Source organism: Halomonas sp. BN3-1 (genome assembly GCF_003056325.1).
Taxonomy (GTDB): Bacteria; Pseudomonadota; Gammaproteobacteria; order Pseudomonadales; family Halomonadaceae; genus Halomonas; species Halomonas litopenaei.
Window position 1 is genome coordinate 97,070 of sequence record NZ_PYVV01000008.1, and the last position, 19,546, is coordinate 116,615.

General features: G+C 65.1%; 16 protein-coding genes. 6 read left to right on the top strand and 10 right to left on the bottom strand.

Annotated elements, in window-relative coordinates:
- Positions 1-7 precede the first annotated feature (7 nt).
- The 7 genes from C9F12_RS12355 to C9F12_RS12385 form a co-directional block, all read right to left on the bottom strand.
- Complete coding sequence (locus C9F12_RS12355) at positions 8-436, bottom strand: GNAT family N-acetyltransferase (RefSeq protein ID WP_108133258.1); 429 nt, start codon at positions 434-436, stop codon at positions 8-10.
- Entirely contained in the window at positions 429-1,616 is a 1,188-nt protein-coding gene (locus C9F12_RS12360) for a cupin domain-containing protein (RefSeq protein WP_108133259.1), read from the bottom strand. Before C9F12_RS12360 ends, C9F12_RS12355 begins: the two co-directional genes overlap by 8 nt.
- Before the next feature lie 126 nt (positions 1,617-1,742).
- Entirely contained in the window at positions 1,743-3,116 is a 1,374-nt protein-coding gene (purB, locus tag C9F12_RS12365; protein ID WP_108449070.1) for an adenylosuccinate lyase, read from the bottom strand.
- A gap of 40 nt (positions 3,117-3,156) precedes the next feature.
- A complete protein-coding gene (hflD, locus tag C9F12_RS12370) occupies positions 3,157-3,795 on the bottom strand; it encodes a high frequency lysogenization protein HflD (protein ID WP_045992914.1) in 639 nt (212 codons plus the stop codon).
- Entirely contained in the window at positions 3,792-4,904 is a 1,113-nt protein-coding gene (gene mnmA, locus C9F12_RS12375; RefSeq protein WP_045992913.1) for a tRNA 2-thiouridine(34) synthase MnmA, read from the bottom strand. The genes hflD and mnmA overlap by 4 nt, the downstream gene beginning before the upstream one ends.
- 68 nt (positions 4,905-4,972) lie before the next feature.
- Positions 4,973-5,422: an NUDIX hydrolase gene (locus C9F12_RS12380; protein ID WP_045992993.1), complete on the bottom strand. Its 450-nt coding sequence runs from the start codon at positions 5,420-5,422 to the stop codon at positions 4,973-4,975.
- Positions 5,419-6,009 (bottom strand): pseudouridine synthase, encoded by a 591-nt coding sequence (locus C9F12_RS12385; protein ID WP_045992912.1) that lies wholly within the window; start codon positions 6,007-6,009, stop codon positions 5,419-5,421. Before C9F12_RS12385 ends, C9F12_RS12380 begins: the two co-directional genes overlap by 4 nt.
- Before the next feature lie 145 nt (positions 6,010-6,154).
- Here C9F12_RS12385 and icd point away from each other — a divergent pair, with 145 nt between their 5' ends.
- The 3 genes from icd to clpA all read left to right on the top strand — a co-directional run bounded on the left by icd (position 6,155) and on the right by clpA (position 10,528).
- A complete protein-coding gene (icd, locus tag C9F12_RS12390; RefSeq protein ID WP_045992911.1) occupies positions 6,155-7,411 on the top strand; it encodes an NADP-dependent isocitrate dehydrogenase in 1,257 nt (418 codons plus the stop codon).
- 303 nt (positions 7,412-7,714) lie between these two features.
- Complete coding sequence (gene clpS, locus C9F12_RS12395; protein WP_045992910.1) at positions 7,715-8,047, top strand: ATP-dependent Clp protease adapter ClpS; 333 nt, start codon at positions 7,715-7,717, stop codon at positions 8,045-8,047.
- Between the two features lie 204 nt (positions 8,048-8,251).
- Positions 8,252-10,528 carry an ATP-dependent Clp protease ATP-binding subunit ClpA gene (gene clpA / locus C9F12_RS12400; protein ID WP_045992909.1) on the top strand — a complete coding sequence of 759 codons (2,277 nt, stop codon included), beginning with the start codon at positions 8,252-8,254 and terminating at the stop codon, positions 10,526-10,528.
- Positions 10,529-10,908: 380 nt separating this feature from the next.
- On the opposite strand, the gene infA is transcribed toward clpA, so the two are convergent.
- The 3 genes from infA to aat all read right to left on the bottom strand — a co-directional run bounded on the left by infA (position 10,909) and on the right by aat (position 12,971).
- Positions 10,909-11,127, bottom strand: a complete 219-nt coding sequence (infA, locus tag C9F12_RS12405) for a translation initiation factor IF-1 (RefSeq protein WP_013332816.1) — start codon at positions 11,125-11,127, stop codon at positions 10,909-10,911.
- A 282-nt stretch (positions 11,128-11,409) separates the two neighbouring features.
- Positions 11,410-12,156, bottom strand: a complete 747-nt coding sequence (locus C9F12_RS12410; protein WP_045992908.1) for an arginyltransferase — start codon at positions 12,154-12,156, stop codon at positions 11,410-11,412.
- 98 nt (positions 12,157-12,254) lie between these two features.
- Positions 12,255-12,971 carry a leucyl/phenylalanyl-tRNA--protein transferase gene (aat, locus tag C9F12_RS12415; protein WP_045992907.1) on the bottom strand — a complete coding sequence of 239 codons (717 nt, stop codon included), beginning with the start codon at positions 12,969-12,971 and terminating at the stop codon, positions 12,255-12,257.
- Positions 12,972-13,152: 181 nt separating this feature from the next.
- Here aat and C9F12_RS12420 point away from each other — a divergent pair, with 181 nt between their 5' ends.
- The 3 genes from C9F12_RS12420 (at position 13,153) to C9F12_RS12430 (ending at position 19,515) form a co-directional block, all read left to right on the top strand.
- Positions 13,153-16,689: a DNA translocase FtsK 4TM domain-containing protein gene (locus C9F12_RS12420; RefSeq protein WP_240184249.1), complete on the top strand. Its 3,537-nt coding sequence runs from the start codon at positions 13,153-13,155 to the stop codon at positions 16,687-16,689.
- 188 nt (positions 16,690-16,877) lie between these two features.
- Positions 16,878-17,516, top strand: a complete 639-nt coding sequence (gene lolA, locus C9F12_RS12425) for an outer membrane lipoprotein chaperone LolA (RefSeq protein WP_045992906.1) — start codon at positions 16,878-16,880, stop codon at positions 17,514-17,516.
- A 211-nt stretch (positions 17,517-17,727) separates the two neighbouring features.
- Complete coding sequence (locus tag C9F12_RS12430; protein ID WP_108449071.1) at positions 17,728-19,515, top strand: acyl-CoA dehydrogenase; 1,788 nt, start codon at positions 17,728-17,730, stop codon at positions 19,513-19,515.
- Positions 19,516-19,546: the final 31 nt, after the last annotated feature.

Consider the following 19,546-nt stretch of genomic DNA (forward strand, 5'->3'; position numbering starts at 1 on the left):
GGAGAGGTCAGTCGTTCAGGGAGAGGGTCATATTGCGATGCGGAATGCCGGCGTCGAGGAAGATATCTCCCTCGGCGCGGAAGCCCAGGGCTTCGTAGAAACCGAGCGCATGGGTCTGGGCGGCGAGCTCGACGCTCGAGTGACCACGCTGTCGCGCAGCCTCGATGGTGGCGCGCATCAGCGCCACGCCGACGCCGAGTCCCCGGGCTTCGGCAAGCACCGCCACGCGACCGATATGGCCATCGGGCAGCAGTCTCGCCGTACCCAGTACACGCTCGTCCTGGCTCGCCAGGAAATGCAGGCAGTCAGGATCGAGGCCGTCCCACTCTTCCTCGATCGGCACCTGTTGTTCGATGACGAAGACGCGATAGCGAATGTCACCGGCCGCTTCGCCAAGTTGTTCCCAGCTTCCCTGTTCGATCACCACCTCAGGCATCGTCGTCCTCCATGTCGTCGACCGGCCAGCCAAGGCTGCCGGCGTCGAACAGCCGTGTCAGCACCTCGGCGGCGCCGGGGTAGTCGAGCAGCGAGGCGTCGAACTCGCCGCGGTTGGCGATCTCGCGGGCCAGCGCCAGATCGCAGTCGATGCCGTCGCCGTCGGCAAACAGGGTGGCCCGGTCGTCCGCCAGGGCGTGCCAGGCGAAGCGAGAGCCCGGCGCGGCCACCAGCACCTCGCCTTCCTGTAGTGCAGCGACAAGCTCGTCTGGCGCCGTCGGTGTCTCGCTGGGCTCGAGCTGGTCCACGTACTTGGGCTGGGTCATCACCCGGCCGAACCACTGGGCCATCTGGGCTGGATCGTCCAGGGTCTCGAGGATCAACTGGCGCATGCGTGACAGCGCCGCCTGATCGAGTTCGCCCGGGTCCTCGGCCGGGGTCATGCCGGCATCGCCGTAGCGGCGAGAGGGGGGTTGCTGCTCACCCAGGTAGTCGGCGAAGGAGGTGATCGCCTCGTCCGCCGAGGGGGCGCGAAAGCCCACCGAGTAGGTCATGCAGTCATCGCTCTGGCTGACCCCGTGGTGCGCCCAGCCGGGGGGCAGGTAGAGCATGTCGCCGGGCTCCAGCACCCAGTCCTGATCGGCGTTGACCTCGAAGGTCTCGAGGATGCGCAGGTCGATGCCGCGCAGGATCGGGGCGTCATCGGCCACCTTGCCGCCAAGCTGCCAGCGGCGCTGACCACTGCCCTGGAGCAGGAAGACATCGTACTGGTCCAGGTGCGGGCCGACGCTGCCGCCTGGCGGCGCGTAGCTGACCATGATGTCATCCAGGCGCCAGCGCGGCAGAAAGGTGAAGTCCTCCAGCAGGGCGGCGACCTCCGGCACATAGTGATCCACCGCCTGTACCAGCAGGGTCCAGTCGCGCTCCGGCAGGCGGGCGAAGGTGGCCTCGTCGAAGGGGCCGTGGCTGACCTGCCAGGGTCCGTCGGGGCCCTGTTCCTCGACCAGGCGTGCCTCGATATTGTCCTCGCAGGCGAGCCCGGCCAGTTCGTCTGGCGTCAGCGGGTTGTCGAAGTCGGGAAAGGCGCCACGGATCAGCAGAGGTTGCTGCTGCCAGACATCGCGCAGGAACTCTGCCGATGTCAGGCCGCCCAGCAGGGTGAGGGGGGTATCAGTTGACATGAGGAATCCTGATGGTGATTGGGAGTAGCGGGCTCGGTATCGGCCCCGGCCCCGAAGAGAGGGCTCCAGAAACGCCTCACCCCACCGATTGGCGGGGTGAAGCGGGGTTCTGTCAGCGGCTCCGGCTCAGTGCTGCGGCAGGGCGCGAGCCTGCTCGACGGCATTGCCGATGTAGTTGCCGGGGGTCAGCTGCTTGAGCTCTGCCTTGACCTCGTCGGGCAGTTCCAGGCCATCGATGAAGGCGGCGAAACCGGCCTGGTCGATGCGCTTGCCGCGGGTCAGCTCCTTCAACTTTTCGTAGGGCTTCTCGATGCCGTAGCGACGCATCACCGTCTGGATTGGCTCGGCCAGTACTTCCCAGCTGGCGTCCAGGTCCTCGGCCAGACGCTGGGGGTTGGCCTCGAGCTTGCCGATACCCTTCAGCGAGGCCTGGTAGGCGATCAGGCCGTAGGCCAGGCCGACGCCCAGGTTGCGCAGCACGGTGGAGTCGGTCAGGTCACGCTGCCAACGGGAGATCGGCAGCTTCTGGGCCAGGTGGGCGAGGATGGCATTGGCCAGGCCCAGATTACCCTCGGAGTTCTCGAAGTCGATCGGGTTGACCTTGTGCGGCATGGTCGAGGAGCCGATCTCGCCGGCCACGGTGCGCTGCTTGAAGTAACCCAGCGAGATGTAGCCCCAGACGTCACGATCGAAGTCGATCAGGATGGTGTTGAAGCGACACACAGCATCGAACAGCTCGGCGATATAGTCGTGGGGTTCGATCTGGGTGGTATAGGGATTGAAGGTCAGGCCCAGGCCTTCGACGAAGGTGCGAGCGTTGGCTTCCCAGTCGATGTCCGGGTAGGTGGCCAAGTGGGCGTTGTAGTTGCCCACGGCGCCGTTGATCTTGCCCAGTACCTCGGCGCTTTCGATCTGCTTGAGCTGGCGGCGCAGACGGTAGGCCACGTTGGCCATTTCCTTGCCCAGGGTGGTGGGGCTGGCGGTCTGGCCATGGGTGCGCGACAGCATTGGCACGGCAGCGTGCTCTTCGGCCAGACGGGCGATCTCGTCGGCCACCTGGCGCATGGTCGGCAGCAGGCTGTCGAGGCCATCGCGCAGCATCACGCCGTAGGACAGGTTGTTGATGTCCTCGCTGGTGCAGGCGAAGTGCACGAACTCGGTGACGGCATGCAGCTCTGCATTGTCGGCAATGGCTTCCTTGATCCAGTACTCGACCGCCTTGACGTCGTGGTTGGTGGTGCGCTCGATGTCCTTGATGCGCGCCGCGTCGGCTTCGCTGAAGTTCTTGACCAGGCCATCCAGGAAGGCTGTGGCGGTGGCCGACAGCTCCGGCACCTCGGTGATCTGCGGGTGCGCGGCCAGGCGCTCCAGCCAGCGGATCTCGACGATGACGCGGGCGCGGATCAGGCCAAATTCGCTGAAGTGTTCGCGCAGTGATTCGGCCTTGCTGCCGTAGCGACCGTCGACGGGAGAGAGGGCGGTGAGAGCGGAGAGTTGCATGGCGGTTTTCCGGTACGGGTAGGAAAGGAAGATCGAGCGATCAGAGGGTGTCCAGGGCGCGCTTGAGGCTGCCCCGCTGGAAGATCAGCTTCCAGCGACGTCCGCCCTGCTGGTGCCACAGCAGGCCGAAGCGAATGCCGGAGAGCAGGCAGGCGCGGACCCGCTCCGGCATCATCCGGCTTTGCAGCAGCGAAGGGTCGCCCTGGACCACGATTCGGTTCTTGAAGGTGGAAAGCGTCTGCTGGTAGGCCTCGCCGAGGCTCGCCACGACGTTCTCGTGGGTCGGACCGAAGTGTTCGGCCTGGCCCTGGATACGGGTCAGGTGGGTGCCGAGCGCGTCCATCATGTCGGGCTGGGTGCGCAGCTTGTTCATCAGCAGCATCAGGCTGAAGCCGTAGCGCATCACCACCGGGTTGGCCTGGCGTCGGCCGAGCACTGCCTCCAGGGTCTCGAGCCCCAGGCGCAGATTGTTGGGATGCCCGCCATAGATGGATTCGAAGGTTGGCGGGTTGGTTTCCAGGGTGGCGGTGATCTGGGTGTCCCAGGCGCGGCTGTCGACCTGGCCGGTGCGCGCCAGCTCGTCGACCAGATGGGCGGCCTGAAATACGCCGGCCAGGGCGATCGCCTGGCGAGCCGCCGGGGACTCGGGGGCGCGGTGGATAGGTACCGAATCGGTCATGCCGCTCGCTCCTCGGCGTTCCAGGTGGACCGGATGACGCCGCCGCCGAGGCAGACGTCACCGTCGTAGATGACCAGCGATTGGCCCGGTGTCACGGCTCGCTGTGGGTCGTCGAAGTGTACCGCGACGCCGCCATCGGCCCGGGTCGTCAGCGTGCATGGCACGTCGTCCTGACGATAGCGGGTCTTGGCGCTGAAGCGCCCCTCGGCGCAAGGCGGCTCACCGGCGACCCAATCCATCGCCTCGGTGGCCAGGCTGTCGGTGTACAACAGAGGGTGATGCTTGCCTTGAACCGCGATCAGCACGTTGCGCTCGAGGTCCTTGCCGGCCACGTACCAGGGGTCTTCCGAATAGTTGGCGAGACCGCCGATGCCGAGGCCCTGGCGCTGGCCCAGGGTGTAGTACATCAGGCCCATGTGATCGCCGATGACGTCGCCGTCCGGTGTCTCGATGGTCCCCGGCTGGGCCGGCAGGTACTGCTTGAGAAAGTCGCTGAAGCGGCGCTCGCCGATGAAGCAGATACCGGTGGAGTCCTTCTTCTTTGCGGTAACCAGATCGTGCTGTTCGGCGATGGCGCGAACCTCGGGCTTTTCGATCTCGCCCACCGGGAACAGGGTGCGCGCGATGGCGGCTTCCGGCACGGCGTGCAGGAAGTAGCTCTGGTCCTTGTTGCCGTCGAGTCCCTTGAGCAGTCGCGGGCGGCCGTCGCGCTCGCCGCGGCGAACATAGTGACCGGTGGCGATCATCTCGGCGCCGAGCATCTCGGCGTAGTCGAGGAACACCTTGAACTTGATTTCGCGGTTGCAAAGGATATCGGGATTCGGTGTGCGTCCGGCCTTGTACTCGGCGAGGAAGTGCTCGAACACGTTGTCCCAGTACTCGGCGGCAAAGTTGGCCGTGTGCAGGGGAATGTCGAGCTTCTTGCACACCGCTTCGGCGTCCGCCAGGTCTTCCATGGCGGTGCAGTATTCGGTGCCGTCGTCCTCATCCCAGTTCTTCATGAACAGCCCTTCCACCTGATAGCCCTGTTGGATCAGGCGGAGGGCGGAAACGGAGGAATCGACGCCGCCGGACATGCCGACGATGACTTTGCCGGTGGACGCTGACATAACGACTCTCGGAGTGGTGGGGCAAATGGGCGGTGATTATACACGAATTGCACCCGTCAACCGAAGCCTCAGCGTTCGTGCAGCACCTCCATCGGGAAGGTCTTGCCGGCCAGGGCGTCGCGGATGCGCTTGATCACCAGTGGGCTGCGCAGGCGGCCCTCGCGCTCCAGCGCCTCGACGTCCTCCAGGGTCAGCCAATGGATGGCCATGATATCCCGGTCCAGTTCGGTGCCCAGGTGGGCCAGCGCCATGCCAAAGAAGGCGTGGCTGTGGAAGGTCTTGCCGTCCGGGGCCTCGTACACGTACATGCCCAGGTAGTCGGTGATGCCGACCCGCCAGGCGGTCTCTTCGGCGACCTCGCGCAGGGCGCCGTCGCGGATGCGCTCACCGGGTTCCAGGTGGCCAGCGGGCTGGTTGAACAGGGTATGGGGGCCGCCACGGTCTTCTTCCACCAGCAGGAAACGACCGGCTCGTTCGACCACCGTGGCCACGGTCACGTAGGGGGTCCAGCGCATTATCGGCGTCTCCTTGTTGTAGGGGCTGAGCCCCGGGGGCGCTTTGGCGCGTGCAGCGTCTGGCGCTGCCATTGTCCCGGGGCCAGGCCGTCGAGCCGCCAGGGGCCGATGGCGACGCGTACCAGCCTCAGCGTCGGGTGGCCCACATGGGCGGTCATCCTGCGCACCTGGCGATTGCGCCCCTCGCTGATGGTCAGCTCCAGCCAGCAGGTAACGGGATGGCGCTTCGGGTCCAGCGGTGGCGTGCGCTCGGGCAGCCCGCTGGTCGTCAATCGCCGGACCTTGGCCGGCCGGGTGGGTCCATCGTTGAGAGTGACCCCTTCGGCGAGCGCCTTCAAGGCCCGATCGTCCGGCTGTCCCTCGACGAGCACTCGATACGTCTTCGGCTGCTTGTGGCGCGGGTGGCTGATACGATGAATCAACTCGCCATCGTCACTGAGCAACAACAGGCCTTCGGAATCGTAGTCGAGGCGGCCGGCCGGATAGATGTCCGGCACGTCGATCAGCGAGGCCAGGGTATTGCGTCCCTGGTCATCGGTGAACTGGGACAGCACCCGATAGGGCTTGTGCAGCAGATAAAGTTGACTCATGGGCGGGCTCGATGATCTGGCTCGGAAGGCGTGGCGGCGGGCCGTTTAGGCCTTTTCCAAAGATTGTCGACAAAGCCTACTCCGGGCGCGGGGGGTAATGCTATACTCCGCGCTCCACTGAATAGACCTGACAGGGGAGTTCTCAATGGGTTTCCAGAAAATTGTCGTCCCTGAGGGCGGCGAAAAGATCACCGCCAACGCCGACAACAGCCTGAACGTACCGAATAATCCGATCATTCCCTTCATCGAGGGTGACGGTATCGGTGTCGACGTGACCCCGGCGATGAAGATCGCCATCGACGCCGCTGTGCAGAAGGCTTACAACGGCGAGCGCAAGATCCACTGGATGGAAGTCTACGCCGGCGAGAAGGCCACCCACGTCTATGACGCGGACACCTGGCTGCCGGAAGAGACCCTGGAAGCGGTCAAGGACTACATCGTTTCCATCAAGGGCCCGCTGACCACGCCGGTCGGTGGCGGCATCCGTTCACTGAACGTGGCGCTGCGCCAGAAGCTGGATCTGTACGTCTGTCAGCGCCCGGTGCGCTGGTTCGAAGGCGTGCCGAGCCCGGTCAAGAAGCCTGCCGACGTCGACATGGTCATCTTCCGCGAGAACTCCGAAGATATCTACGCCGGCATCGAATGGAAGGCCGGTACCGCGGAAGCCGACAAGGTCATCAAGTTCCTGCGTGAAGAGATGGGTGTCACCAACATCCGCTTCCCCGAGAACTGTGGCATCGGCGTCAAGCCGGTCTCCATCGAAGGCACCAAGCGTCTGGTCCGTCAGGCCCTGCAGTACACCATCGACAACGACCGCGAGTCGCTGACCCTGGTGCACAAGGGCAACATCATGAAGTTCACCGAAGGCTCCTTCAAGGATTGGGGCTACGAGCTGGCCAAGGAAGAGTTCGGCGCCGAACTCCTCGATGGCGGCCCCTGGATGACCTTCAAGAACCCGAAGACCGGCAAGGACATCGTGGTCAAGGACGTCATCGCCGACGCCATGCTGCAGCAGATCCTGCTGCGTCCGGCCGAATACGACGTCATCGCCACCCTGAACCTGAACGGTGACTACCTGTCCGACGCCCTGGCGGCGGAAGTGGGCGGCATCGGCATCGCGCCGGGCGCCAACATCTCCGACACCACCGCCATGTTCGAGGCGACCCACGGCACCGCGCCGAAGTACGCCGGCCAGGACAAGGTCAACCCGGGCTCGCTGATCCTCTCCGCCGAGATGATGCTGCGCCACATGGGTTGGGTCGAGGCCGCCGATCTGGTGCTCAAGGGCGTGGAGAAGGCCATCAGCAAGGGCGAGGTCACCTACGACTTCCATCGCCTGATGGAAAACGCCACGCTGTTCAAGTGCTCCGAGTTCGGTCAGGCCGTCGCCGACAACATGTAAGCGACGTACCGATCGTCCGATGACAGCGTCTGGTGCCGGTGATCGCTATCGCCCGTACCGGCTGTTCATCGCGGCGCTCTGAAAAGGCCCTCGCCCGCTCGGGCGGGGGCTTTTTGCTTTGTACGTTTTTTGCGTGAAAGCGTCCGTCGGATTTCCGATAATGGGAGACGGAACGGAACCCTGCCGCGCCGCCGACGTCCAATGCTCGACGCGGGTGGGCGCAGGCACCCGATTGACAGTGTGAGGCCTATGTTCAACGCAAGAGAGGAGGATCCTGTCTGGATCCGCGCCCCCTTCGCCGGAATGACCCGTCCGCCCAGTGAGCCGGGCGAGCAGGATGACGGTGATCTGGCGACCCAGGAGGCTGACCCCGAGGTGGCCAGGCCACCCATGTATAAGGTTGTCTTGCATAACGACGACTTCACCCCCATGGAGTTTGTGGTGGAGGTGCTGCAGACCTTCTTCCATCTGGACAGCGAGACCGCCGTGCAGATCATGCTGACGGTCCACAGCCACGGAAAGGCAACCTGCGGTGTCTTTACCCATGACATCGCCGAGACCAAGAGCCATCAGGTCAACGAGTATGCGAGAGAGTGCCAGCATCCGCTGTTGAGCGATATCGAGGCAGCGGACTGAGACGGGTCGATATCGGATCGCCCTGACAGTGCTGCCGCTGGCGGCGACGAGTGGTCACAGATCCGCACAAGCCGGCCCCGCGTTAACGAGAGACGGCTGCTGCGTTGACGAAGAACTTGCAACGGCGCCATTTGTACCCGATGTTGATGGTGCCGGACCACAAAAGATCCGATGCAAGCCCTATGCGGCGAGAAGGGGACTGCCATGCTGAGCAAAGAACTTGAACTGACCCTGAACACGGCCTTCACCGTGGCGCGTTCCAAGCGCCATGAGTTCATGACCGTGGAGCACTTGTTGCTGGCGCTTCTGGATAATGCTTCAGCATCAGATGTGCTGCGTGCCTGTGGGGCCAATCTCGACAAGCTGCGGTCCGACCTGCAGGATTTCATCAATTCCACCACCCCGCTGATTCCGGAAGACCAGACCGAGCGCGAGACCCAGCCGACGCTGGGCTTCCAGCGAGTGCTTCAGCGGGCCGTGTTCCACGTGCAGTCTTCTGGCAAGAGCGAAGTGACCGGTGCCAACGTACTGGTTGCGATCTTCTCCGAGCAGGAGAGCCAGGCGGTCTACTTCCTCAAGCAGCAGAACGTGGCACGGGTCGATGCGGTCAACTACATCGCCCACGGGATCTCCAAGGTCACCGGCCACGGCCAGAGCCCGTCTTCGGCGGCTCCCGAGGCCGAGGACGCCGAGGAAGCCGGCAGCGAGGCCGGCGGCAATCCGTTGACCGGTTTTGCCACCAACCTCAACGAGCAGGCCCGCATGGGCAAGATCGACCCCCTGATCGGGCGTGATCATGAGCTCGAGCGGGTGGTGCAGATTCTGGCACGGCGGCGCAAGAACAACCCCTTGCTGGTCGGTGAGGCCGGCGTCGGCAAGACCGCCATCGCCGAGGGCCTGGCCAAGCGCATCGTCGAGGAAGACGTGCCCGATGTGATCGGCGACGCCGTGGTGTACTCGCTGGACATGGGCGCGCTGCTGGCGGGTACCAAGTATCGTGGTGACTTCGAGAAGCGCTTGAAGAGCCTGCTGGCGGAACTGCGCAAGCTGCCCAACGCCATCCTGTTCATCGATGAGATCCATACGGTGATCGGCGCCGGTGCGGCGTCCGGTGGAGTGATGGACGCATCGAACCTGCTCAAGCCGCTGCTGTCCTCCGGCGAGCTGCGCTGTATCGGCTCCACCACCTTCCAGGAATTCCGCGGTATCTTCGAGAAGGATCGTGCCCTGGCACGTCGTTTCCAGAAGGTCGATGTGATGGCCCCCTCGGTCGAGGACTCCATCAAGATCCTCAAGGGGCTGCGTTCACGCTTCGAGGAGCACCACCAGCTCAAGTACACCGACGCCGCGCTGGACAGCGCCGCGCGGCTGGCGGATCGCTACATCAACGACCGCTTCCTGCCGGACAAGGCCATCGATGTCATCGATGAGGCCGGTGCCCACCAGCGCCTGCTGCCGCCGGAAATGCGCGTGGACACCATCGACGTCGATCAGGTCGAGGCGGTGGTCGCTTCCATCGCGCGGATTCCGCCGAAGAGCGTGTCCAGCTCCGATCGCAAGCTGCTCGAGAACCTGGATCGCGATCTCAAGATGCTGGTGTTCGGTCAGGATGAGGCCATCGACAGCCTGGCGGCGGCGATCAAGCTGTCCCGCGCCGGGCTCAAGTCGCCGGACAAGCCGGTCGGCAGCTTCCTGTTCGCCGGCCCCACCGGCGTCGGCAAGACCGAGGTGGCGCGTCAGCTGGCCCATATCATGGGGGTCGAACTGCTGCGCTTCGACATGTCCGAGTACATGGAACGGCACACGGTATCGCGGCTGATCGGCGCACCTCCTGGCTATGTCGGCTATGACCAGGGTGGTCTGCTGACCGAGGCGGTCACCAAGCAGCCCCACTGCGTGCTGCTGCTCGACGAGATCGAGAAGGCGCACCCCGAGGTCTTCAACCTGCTGCTGCAGGTCATGGACCACGGTCGTCTGACCGACAACAACGGGCGCGAGGCGGATTTCCGTCACGTCATTCTGATCATGACCTCCAACGCCGGGGTCGAGATCGCGACGCGTCGCTCGATCGGTTTCCAGACCCAGGACCACTCCACCGATGCCATGGAGGCGATTCGCAAGACCTTCACGCCGGAGTTCCGCAACCGTCTGGATGGCATCATCCAGTTCGCGTCACTGGCCAAGCCTGTCGTACGCAATGTGGTCGACAAGTTCCTGGTGGAACTGCAGGCCCAGCTCGACGAGAAGCGGGTGCAGCTCGAGGTGGACGACGAGGCGCGCGACTGGCTGGCGACCATGGGTTACGACCCGGACATGGGCGCCCGCCCCATGGCTCGACTGATCCAGGAAAAGCTGAAGAAGCCCCTGGCCGAGATGATCCTGTTCGGCGATCTGGCCGAGCACGGTGGTCTGGTGCACGTCAGTCTGGAGGACGGAGAGCTTCACCTGTCCACCGACGTGGAGATGGCCGACGCGCCTTGAGCGTCGAGGCAGGCTTTGTGGGGTGTGGCCAAGCCTGAAGCCTGCCTGTTGGGCCTGCCTGCTGAGACTATCAGCAAGTTGGTTGCTTCGACTGGTCAGGAAGTGAAACTACGCGACGCCCCGTCAACGACGGGGCGTCGTCGTTTGTATCCAGCAGGGTCTGGACGGCAACAGCCGTGCGAGTCCCCGGTAGCGGGTCGTTGCCCGGCTTTTGGACGAGGCGGTGCCGCCCTGCTGCGTCAGGCAAAGCAGGGCTGGTGCTGCACCAGAGTCTTGCTGTCTTGCGAAAGGGGGCTGCGCTTGCCGGTGGGGTGGGGCGCGCCGCTAAGGCGCGTTACCGGCAAGTAGCGTCGGCGCTGAAGCGCTGACGCCGGCCGTTCTCAACGGGAACGGTAGACGATGCGACCCTTGGACAGGTCGTAGGGAGTCAGCTCGACCTTGACCTTGTCACCGGTCAGGATGCGGATGTAGTTCTTGCGCATCTTGCCCGAGATGTGGGCGGTCACCACGTGGCCGTTTTCCAGTTCGACCCGGAACATGGTGTTGGGAAGGGTGTCGACGACCACGCCTTCCATTTCGATATGGTCTTCGCGTGCCATATAGGCGAATCCTCGCTGGTGAAATCGAAAAGATGCCTGACCTTGAGGCGTCACTGCCGTTACTGTGGTCAGGATAGCGCGATATTCTGCCGGATGCAGAACCAGATGGCAAAGGCAGATGGCAGGTTAGCTCTCAAGGATAAGCAAAGTGCGCGATATTCTGCCGCTTTCCAGTATCCCCGGAAGCAGATGGCAGGTTAGCTCTCAAGGATAAGCAAGGTGTGCGATATTCTGCCGCTCTCTAGAGAGCAGAGAACGTGCTTGAGCTATCAGGTTGGGCGGTTACTCGCTGTCGATCGGTACCAGTCGTCGCCAGAGCCGGCCATCCAGGCGCTCGAGGGGCGAGAAGCTGCTCTTGTAGCTCATCTTGCGGCACTCCTCGATCCAGTAGCCCAGATAGACGTGGGGAAGTCCCTTCAGGGATGCCATCTGGATCAGCGCCAGCACCGCCTGGGTGCCAAGAGAACGGCGCTCGAGGCTGTGGTCCGGGTCGAAGAAGGTGTAGATGGCGGACAAGCCGTGGCGCAGCTCGTCGAAGGCCGATACCGCTACCAGCTTTCCGTCCAGGCGCATCTCCAGCAGTCTCGCGTAGGGCTGATCGAGGCTCAGGAAGGTACGGTACTGCTCGTGACTCGGTGGGAACATGTCACCGTCATGGTGGCGCGTGCAGATATAGCGAGCGTAGAGGTCGTAGTGGCGGGAGTCGAACTGAGCCGGTACCACCTCGATGGTCAGGTCGGCATTGCGCCGCATCAGGCGTCGCTGGGTGCGATTGGGGCTAAAGTCCGCTACCGGGATTCGCACGGAGATGCAGGCGTGGCAGCCTTCACAGTGAGGGCGGTAAAGATGCAGACCGCTGCGACGGAAGCCAAGTAGCGTAAGCGCGTCATATACGCCCTGTCCCGGGGATTCCTTGGGATCCAGGAACAGGGTGGTCGCTTCCTTGCCCGGCAGATAGCTGCAGGCGTGCGGCACAGTAAGAAAGAACCGCAGGTCGCGTACGGGTTGACGCGGTGTATTGCTGCTCAAGGCTGCCGTCTCCCTGTCGGATGGCATCGAGTGATGGATCAGGCGTTGGTATGGGTCGTGTCAATGGTGGTCGTCATACATTGCCTACTGATACCACGTCATTCACCGATGCCGGTGAATGACCATGCCGGCGTCGTCAGGCTGTCTCGGTCCAGATCATCCAGCCACCTCTCAAGATAGCCGATGAAGGCTGATCGAGCGATACCTCGAGCGCCGAGGCTGGCCAGGTGGGGCGTGTGCATCTGGCAGTCGATCAGACGCCCGCCGCCGGCCGCCATGGCGCGGGCCAGATGCACCAGGGCGATCTTGGAGGCATCGGCCTCGCGGCTGAACATGGATTCGCCGAAAAACACCGGTCCCAGGGCGACACCATAGAGCCCGCCGACCAGCCGGTCGTCACGCCAGATCTCCACCGAGTGAGCGACCCCCTCCCGGTGCAGGTCGCAGTAGGCGTCACGCATTTCATCGGTGATCCAGGTGCCTGACGCATGACCATCGTTGCGCGGTGCAGCACAGGCGTCGATGACGGCGTCGAACGCCTGGTCGGCGGTGGCGCGAAAGCCCCCATTTCGCAGTCGTTTGGCGAGGCTTCGGCGCACGCGTAGCTCTTCGGGGTGCAACACCATGCGCGGATCGGGGCTCCACCAGAGAATCGGCTGGTCGTCGCTGTACCAGGGGAAGATTCCGCGGCGGTAGGCCTCTATCAGCCATTCGGGAGATAGCCCGCCGCCAGCGGCCAGCAGGCCGTCCGGATCGTCGAGGGCAATATCGACCGAAGGAAAGGTTACGGGGTGTTCGTTGAGCCAGGGCAGCATGGGGCTCCCTTTGCAATACCGGGTGGAAGATGGGGCAGTGTGCCCCCAGCCCGCGCTTCGCTCAAGGTATGCTGGGCCTATTCGCTCACCGGCTGGCTCGGTATCATGACCGCCAGTCAGAAGGATGGAAGACGCCGTTATGGCGCAAGGGGAAGGCCGTTTGAGTGCCAACAAGAAGTCCATGTCGTCGCGCGCGACGGCGGCAGCCGCCAAGGAGACCGCCCGCAAGGTCGGGTTGCGTCTGCATGGCTCTGCCAGGGAAGGTGTGATCATCGTACTGCTGGCTGCCTGCGTATTCCTGCTGCTGGCACTGTTCAGCTTCGAGCCGGCGGACCCCGGCTGGTCGAGCAGTGGCCCCGAGACCGCGGTGGCCAACTGGATGGGCCCCATCGGGGCCTGGCTCGCCGACGTGCTGTATTCGTTGTTTGGCATCAGCGCCCTGTGGTGGCCAGGCATGCTGGCGTTTGCCGCCTGGTACCTGATCCGTTCCCGTCGAGTGGAGTTCGAGTGGGATGCGACCGCCCTGGCCGTGCGCTGCGGCGGGCTGATTCTGCTGCTGCTGGGGTGCACCACCCTGGGGGCGCTCTACTTCCATCAGCCCGACAGCGTGTTGCCATACTCCACCGGTGGCATCCTCGGAGTCGGGCTGGTCGGCGCCCTGCGGCCACTGGTGGGCGTCGGCGGAACAGGTCTGCTCGCCGTTGTCGCTATCCTGGGCGGAATGCCGCTGTTTACCGGGTTGTCCTGGCTCAATGTCATGGACGAGGCGGGCCACCGTTGTCTGTTGCTGGGACGCTGGCTCAAGTCCCGCTTCGCGTCGTCTAAAGACGAGGACGACGCAGGGCAGGGCGCCGACCAGCACAGTGCACCTGAGCCCAGGACCAAGGCGTCATCGCCGATCGACAGCGAAGATGGCGAGGAAAGCGATACGACGCCCCGGCCCTCCTTGTGGCAGCGCCTGCGCGGCAAGGGGACTCCGACCGACCTGGATGAGGCCGCGGGGTCGTCCATGGGCGACGACGGCAACACCGATATTCCCTGGGACGTGGCGGAATCCACTCCGTCGGCCAAGCAGCCTGGCGCTGCCTATACCGAACGCTTTGCCGAGGCCGCGCCTCGCCGCCGCCATGAAGGTAGCGTTCAGGACGGCACCACAACGCCGCGGGACACCCGTCCCACCGAACCTGAGGGCGGGCGGCGAGAGCCGACCCTGGCCCCGGAGCCCACGGCTTCCAGAGAGCGGCGAGAGCCGACCCTGGGCGGCAGTTTTGCGGCAGAGGCACCTTCGGCGGCAAGGGCAGAAGAGCCGATGTCGCTGCGTGCTGAGAGGGATGCGCCGGTGCCTTCGCCTGAACGTGCAAGCGAGCCGAGCTCTTTAGAGGCCCCCGAAGCCGGGCCTACTGCTCAGGCACGCTCTCCACAGGCGCGCTCTCCACAGGCGCCCGAAGCCGCGCCAGCCGATCCACAGGAGCGCTCTCCACAGGCGCCCGGGGCCGCGCCCGGCTCTCAACAGGCGCCCGGGGCCGCACCTGGCTCTTCTGAGGCGCGCTCTCCGCAGACGCCCGAAACCTCGCCCGCTGCGCCTTCTGCTCAGGCGCGCTCTCCGCAGGCGCCCGAAACTGCGCCCGAAGCCGCGCTCGCCGCGCCTAGCTCTTCTCAGGAGTCCGAGGCTGCGCCGTCCGCGCCGGCGACTGGCGCTCCACAGGAGCCGCGTCGGGAAGAGCCCGCTCGCGGGGAGGAGCCGTCGAGCCACCAGACGCAGCCTCGTCGAGAGGAGCGTCGTGCCGAGGAAATCCCCGAGCCGGTGCTGCTTGATGATGGTGGTGCCCTGGCTGGTGGCGCCATCGCTGCAGGGGCGGGTGCCGGTCTGTTGGCGGCCACCCATGAGGCGCCGCGTAGTGTCTCGAGCCAGGCCCCCAGTTCTTCTCCCCGTCCGTCTTCTGCTGAGGACGCTGGTCAGGATGCTGGTCAGCGCGTGCAGCAGGAAGCGGAGCGCAGCGACGCCGGCACGCCGGCCGAGCCTCCCCGCGCTGAGCCAGGTCACGACGCCGCGGGCGGGAATGTTGCCGGAGGCCACGACAGCGTGGGCGAAGGACGTGTGGCTACCGCAGAGCAAGCCCGTGAGGCCGCCGACAATGACGGCCCGACGCTGTGGACGGTAGAGCACCTGCAAAGCCAGCGTCCCGGTTTCGATGACCTGCCGGAACCCGACGGCGAGCTGCCAAGCCTCAGGCTATTGACCCCGCCGGAGCCGCATCAGCCCAACTACACCGAGCAGCAACTGGCCGATATGGCGGAGTTGCTCGAGATGCGCCTGCGCGAGTACGGCGTCAAGGCCGAGGTCGTCGATACCTGGCCGGGCCCGGTCATCACCCGCTTCGAGATCAAGCCGGCAGCGGGGGTGAAGGTCTCCAAGATCAGCAACCTGGCCAAGGACCTGGCGCGTTCGCTGATGGTCAAGAGCGTACGCGTGGTGGAGGTGATTCCCGGGCGTCCCACCGTGGGTATCGAGATCCCCAACCCCAATCGCGCGATGATCCGCCTGCGCGAGGTGATCGACTCGGACCGCTACCAGCACGAGGCCTCCGGTCTCACCATGGCGCTGGGTCAGGACATCGGCGGCGCCGCGGTGGTTGCCAACCTGGGCAAGATGCCCCACGTGCTGGTCGCCGGTACCACCGGCTCGGGCAAGTCGGTCGGGGTCAACGCCATGCTGATCTCGATGCTGCTCAAGGCGACCCCCGACGAGCTTCGGCTGATCATGGTCGATCCCAAGATGCTGGAGCTGTCGGTCTATGACGGTATCCCGCACCTGCTGGCGCCGGTGGTCACCGACATGAAGGAGGCCGCCAATGCCCTGCGCTGGTGCGTGGCCGAGATGGAGCGTCGCTACAAGCTGATGGCCGCCATGGGGGTGCGCAACATCGCCGGCTTCAACAGCAAGCTTGATGAGGCCGAGCGGGCCGGCGCCCAGGTGGCCGATCCATTGTTGGAGCCCCAGCCCTGGGAGATGCACCAGACCCCGCCGGTGCTGGAAAAGCTGCCCTACATCGTGGTGGTGATCGACGAATTTGCCGACATGTTCATGATCGTCGGCAAGAAGGTCGAGGAGCTGATCGCCCGACTGGCGCAGAAGGCCCGCGCCGCCGGTATCCATCTGGTGCTGGCGACCCAGCGTCCCTCGGTGGACGTGGTCACCGGCCTGATCAAGGCCAACATCCCCACCCGCATGGCCTTCCAGGTGTCGTCGCGGGTCGACTCCCGCACCATCCTCGATCAGGGCGGCGCCGAGAACCTGCTGGGCCATGGTGACATGCTCTACTTGCCGGCGGGCTCCGGTCAGCCGACCCGCGTGCACGGCGCCTTCGTCGATGACGATGAGGTGCACCGGGTGGTGGAAGACTGGAAGCGGCGCGGCGAGCCCGAGTACATCGACGAGATCCTCTCCGGTGGTGTTTCCGCCGATGCCCTGACCGGGCTTGAGGCCGAAGGCTCCGGCGACGACAGCGACGCCGAGCAGGACGCCCTCTATGACGAGGCCGTGGCCTTTGTCACCGAGACGCGCCGGGCCTCGATCTCGGCGGTCCAGCGGCGCTTCAAGATCGGCTACAACCGTGCCGCACGCCTGGTCGAGGCCATGGAGATGGCCGGGGTGGTATCGTCCATGGGCAGCAACGGCGGGCGAGAGGTGCTGGCACCGCCGCCCACCGCAGGCTAACCCGATCGGCGCGACACTGTCTCCATTTGGGGACAGTGTCGCGTCAGGATGTAATCACCATGCAAGAGGGTGTCACGACCGGGTTCAGCGGCAACTTGCCAGGCATACTGGACTCAAACGGACATCCTCCCGGCGCCGGAGCCGCTCCGGCGCGACAAGGATTTCGACGATTTCGACGGAGAGACGCTATGCCCGCACGCCTTACCTTGAGTTCCGGTCTTGCCACGCTGGCCCTGGCGCTGGCGATCCCCGCCACCGCGCTGGCCGACGGCGCTGAGCGCCTGACCCGCATGCTGGAGCCGTTGAACACCTATTCCGCCGACTTCGAGCAGCAGATCCTCGACGGCAGTGGCCAGCGCCTGCAGCAGACCGAAGGGCACATGTGGCTGTCGCGCCCCGGCAAGTTCCGCTGGGAGGTCAAGGCACCTTACGAGCAGATCGTGGTCTCTGACGGCGACGAGGTCACCCTCTATGACCCCGATCTCGAGCAGGCCACCATCCAGCCGCTGGATGAGCGCATCACCCACACCCCGGCTCTGCTGCTGTCCGGCAGCGCCAACGAGCTCACCGACAGCTACGAGGTCAAGAGCTCTCAGCAAGGCACCGCCGAGACCTTCACCCTGGAGCCCAAGGCCTCGGACACCCTGTTCGAAAGCCTGCGCCTGACCTTCTACAGCGAGCAGCTGGCGGCGCTGGAGATGACCGACAGCACCGGTCAGCGTACCGCCATCGCCTTCGATAATGCCGAGCAGAACGGCAACATCGATGACCAGCGCTACCGCTTCGAGGTGCCCGAGGGTACCGACGTGATCCGCCAGACCCGCTGATCACAACGGCCGCCGCCGATCACGCTCGGCGGCGGCCTCCCTTCCGCACCTTTCCACGGCCTGCCATTTTCTGCCCGATCCCTCCTTACCGTGCGCTATCGAGCACGCCGCTTGTCCCCGATCAACCCTGAAGTCTACTGCGACCTTGGCCCAATAGTGTGAGCCGACTAGGGAAACTACTATCCCGGGTATCGTTTTCACGAGGTGCCCCATGTATCCCTACGCCGCTCCCCTGCGAGACCTGTCCTTCGTGCTGTCGGAAATGCTCGAGCACGATTCCTTGAACCTGGCCCCCTTTGCCGAGGTTGGCCCCGAGCTGGTCGACGCTGTGCTCGAGGAGGCTGCCAAGCTCGCCTCTGATGTCTGGGCGCCGCTCAATGCCAGTGGTGATCGCCAGGGCTGCAGCCGGCTGGAAGACGGCAGCGTGACATTGCCCGACGGCTTCGCCGAGGCCTACCAGGCCTATGCCGAGGGCGGCTGGAACGGGATCGGTGTGTCCGAGGAGCGTGGCGGTCAGGGGCTGCCCGAGGTGGTGGCCAGCAGCGTGCAGGAGATGCTGCACGGCGCCAACATGGCGCTGGGCCTGTGTCCGATGCTGACCGCGGGTGCCATCGAGGCGCTGGCTCACCATGGCAGCGACGAACTCCAGCAGCGTTACCTGGCGCGTCTGGTGGAAGGCAGCTGGACCGGCACCATGAACCTGACGGAGCCTCAGGCCGGCTCGGACCTGTCCCGGGTGCGCACCCGCGCGGTGCCGGAAGGCGATCACTACCGGCTGTTCGGCCAGAAGATCTTCATCACCTGGGGCGAACACGAGGCCGCCGAGAACATCATCCACCTGGTGCTGGCGCGCACCCCCGACGCCCCCGAGGGCAACAAGGGTATCTCGCTGTTTCTGGTGCCCAAGTTCCTGGTCAATGAGGACGGCTCGCTTGGCGAGCGCAACGACGTGGTATGTGCCTCCATCGAACACAAGATGGGCATCCACGGCAGCCCCACCTGCACCCTCAGCTTCGGCGAGAAGGACGGCGCCGTCGGCTATCTGGTGGGGGAGGCCGGGCGCGGCCTCAACCACATGTTCACGATGATGAACGAGGCTCGCCACAAGGTCGGTATCCAGGGTATCGGTGTCGCCGAGCGTGCCTGCCAGCACGCCCTGGCCTACGCCAACGATCGCTCCCAGGGACGCACACCACCGTCCCGCGGAGGCGAGCCATGCACCATCGGCGAGCACCTGGACGTGCGCCGCATGCTGCTGTCGATGCGGGCGCGCACCGACGCCCTGAGGGCGCTGGCGCTGCTGTGCGCTCAGCAACTCGACGTGGCTCGTCACCATGAGGACGAACCGCGCCGTCGCGAGGCCCAGGCGCGGGCCGAGGTGCTGATCCCGGTGGTCAAGGGCTTCTCCACCGACCAGGCGGTGGACATCGCCTCGTTGGGTGTTCAGGTCCACGGCGGCATGGGCTTCATCGAGGAGACCGGCGCCGCGCAACTGTTGCGGGACGTGCGTATCGCACCGATCTACGAGGGCACCAACGGCATCCAGGCGCTCGATCTGGCGGGGCGCAAGCTCCAGCGCGATGGCGGCGCGGCCTTGTCACTGCTGATCGACGAAGTGCAGGCCACCGCCGAAGCGCTGTCAGCCCATTCTTCTCTTGCTCCGCTGGGGGCAGAGCTTGCCGCCGGTGCCGAGGATCTGCGTGCCTGTGCGGCCCTGGTGCTGGAGGCGGGGGCAGACGCCGAACGCGGCGCCGACGCCATCCAGGCCTACGCCACACCGCTTCTGTCGCTGACCGGCCACGTACTGTGCGCCTGGCAGATGGGGCGCGCGGCGATCATCGCCCGGGCCGCGCTGGACGCCGGCAGCGACGACGACTTCTACCGGCGCAAGCTGGCCTGTGCCGACTTCGCCGTGCGCCAGTGGCTCCCCGAGGGGTGCGCCCAGCGTCGCGTCATCGAGGCTGGCTTCGACGAACTGCTTGGCGTATCGCTTGGCTGAACCGATTGGCCGTCGGTGTCCACCGGCGGCT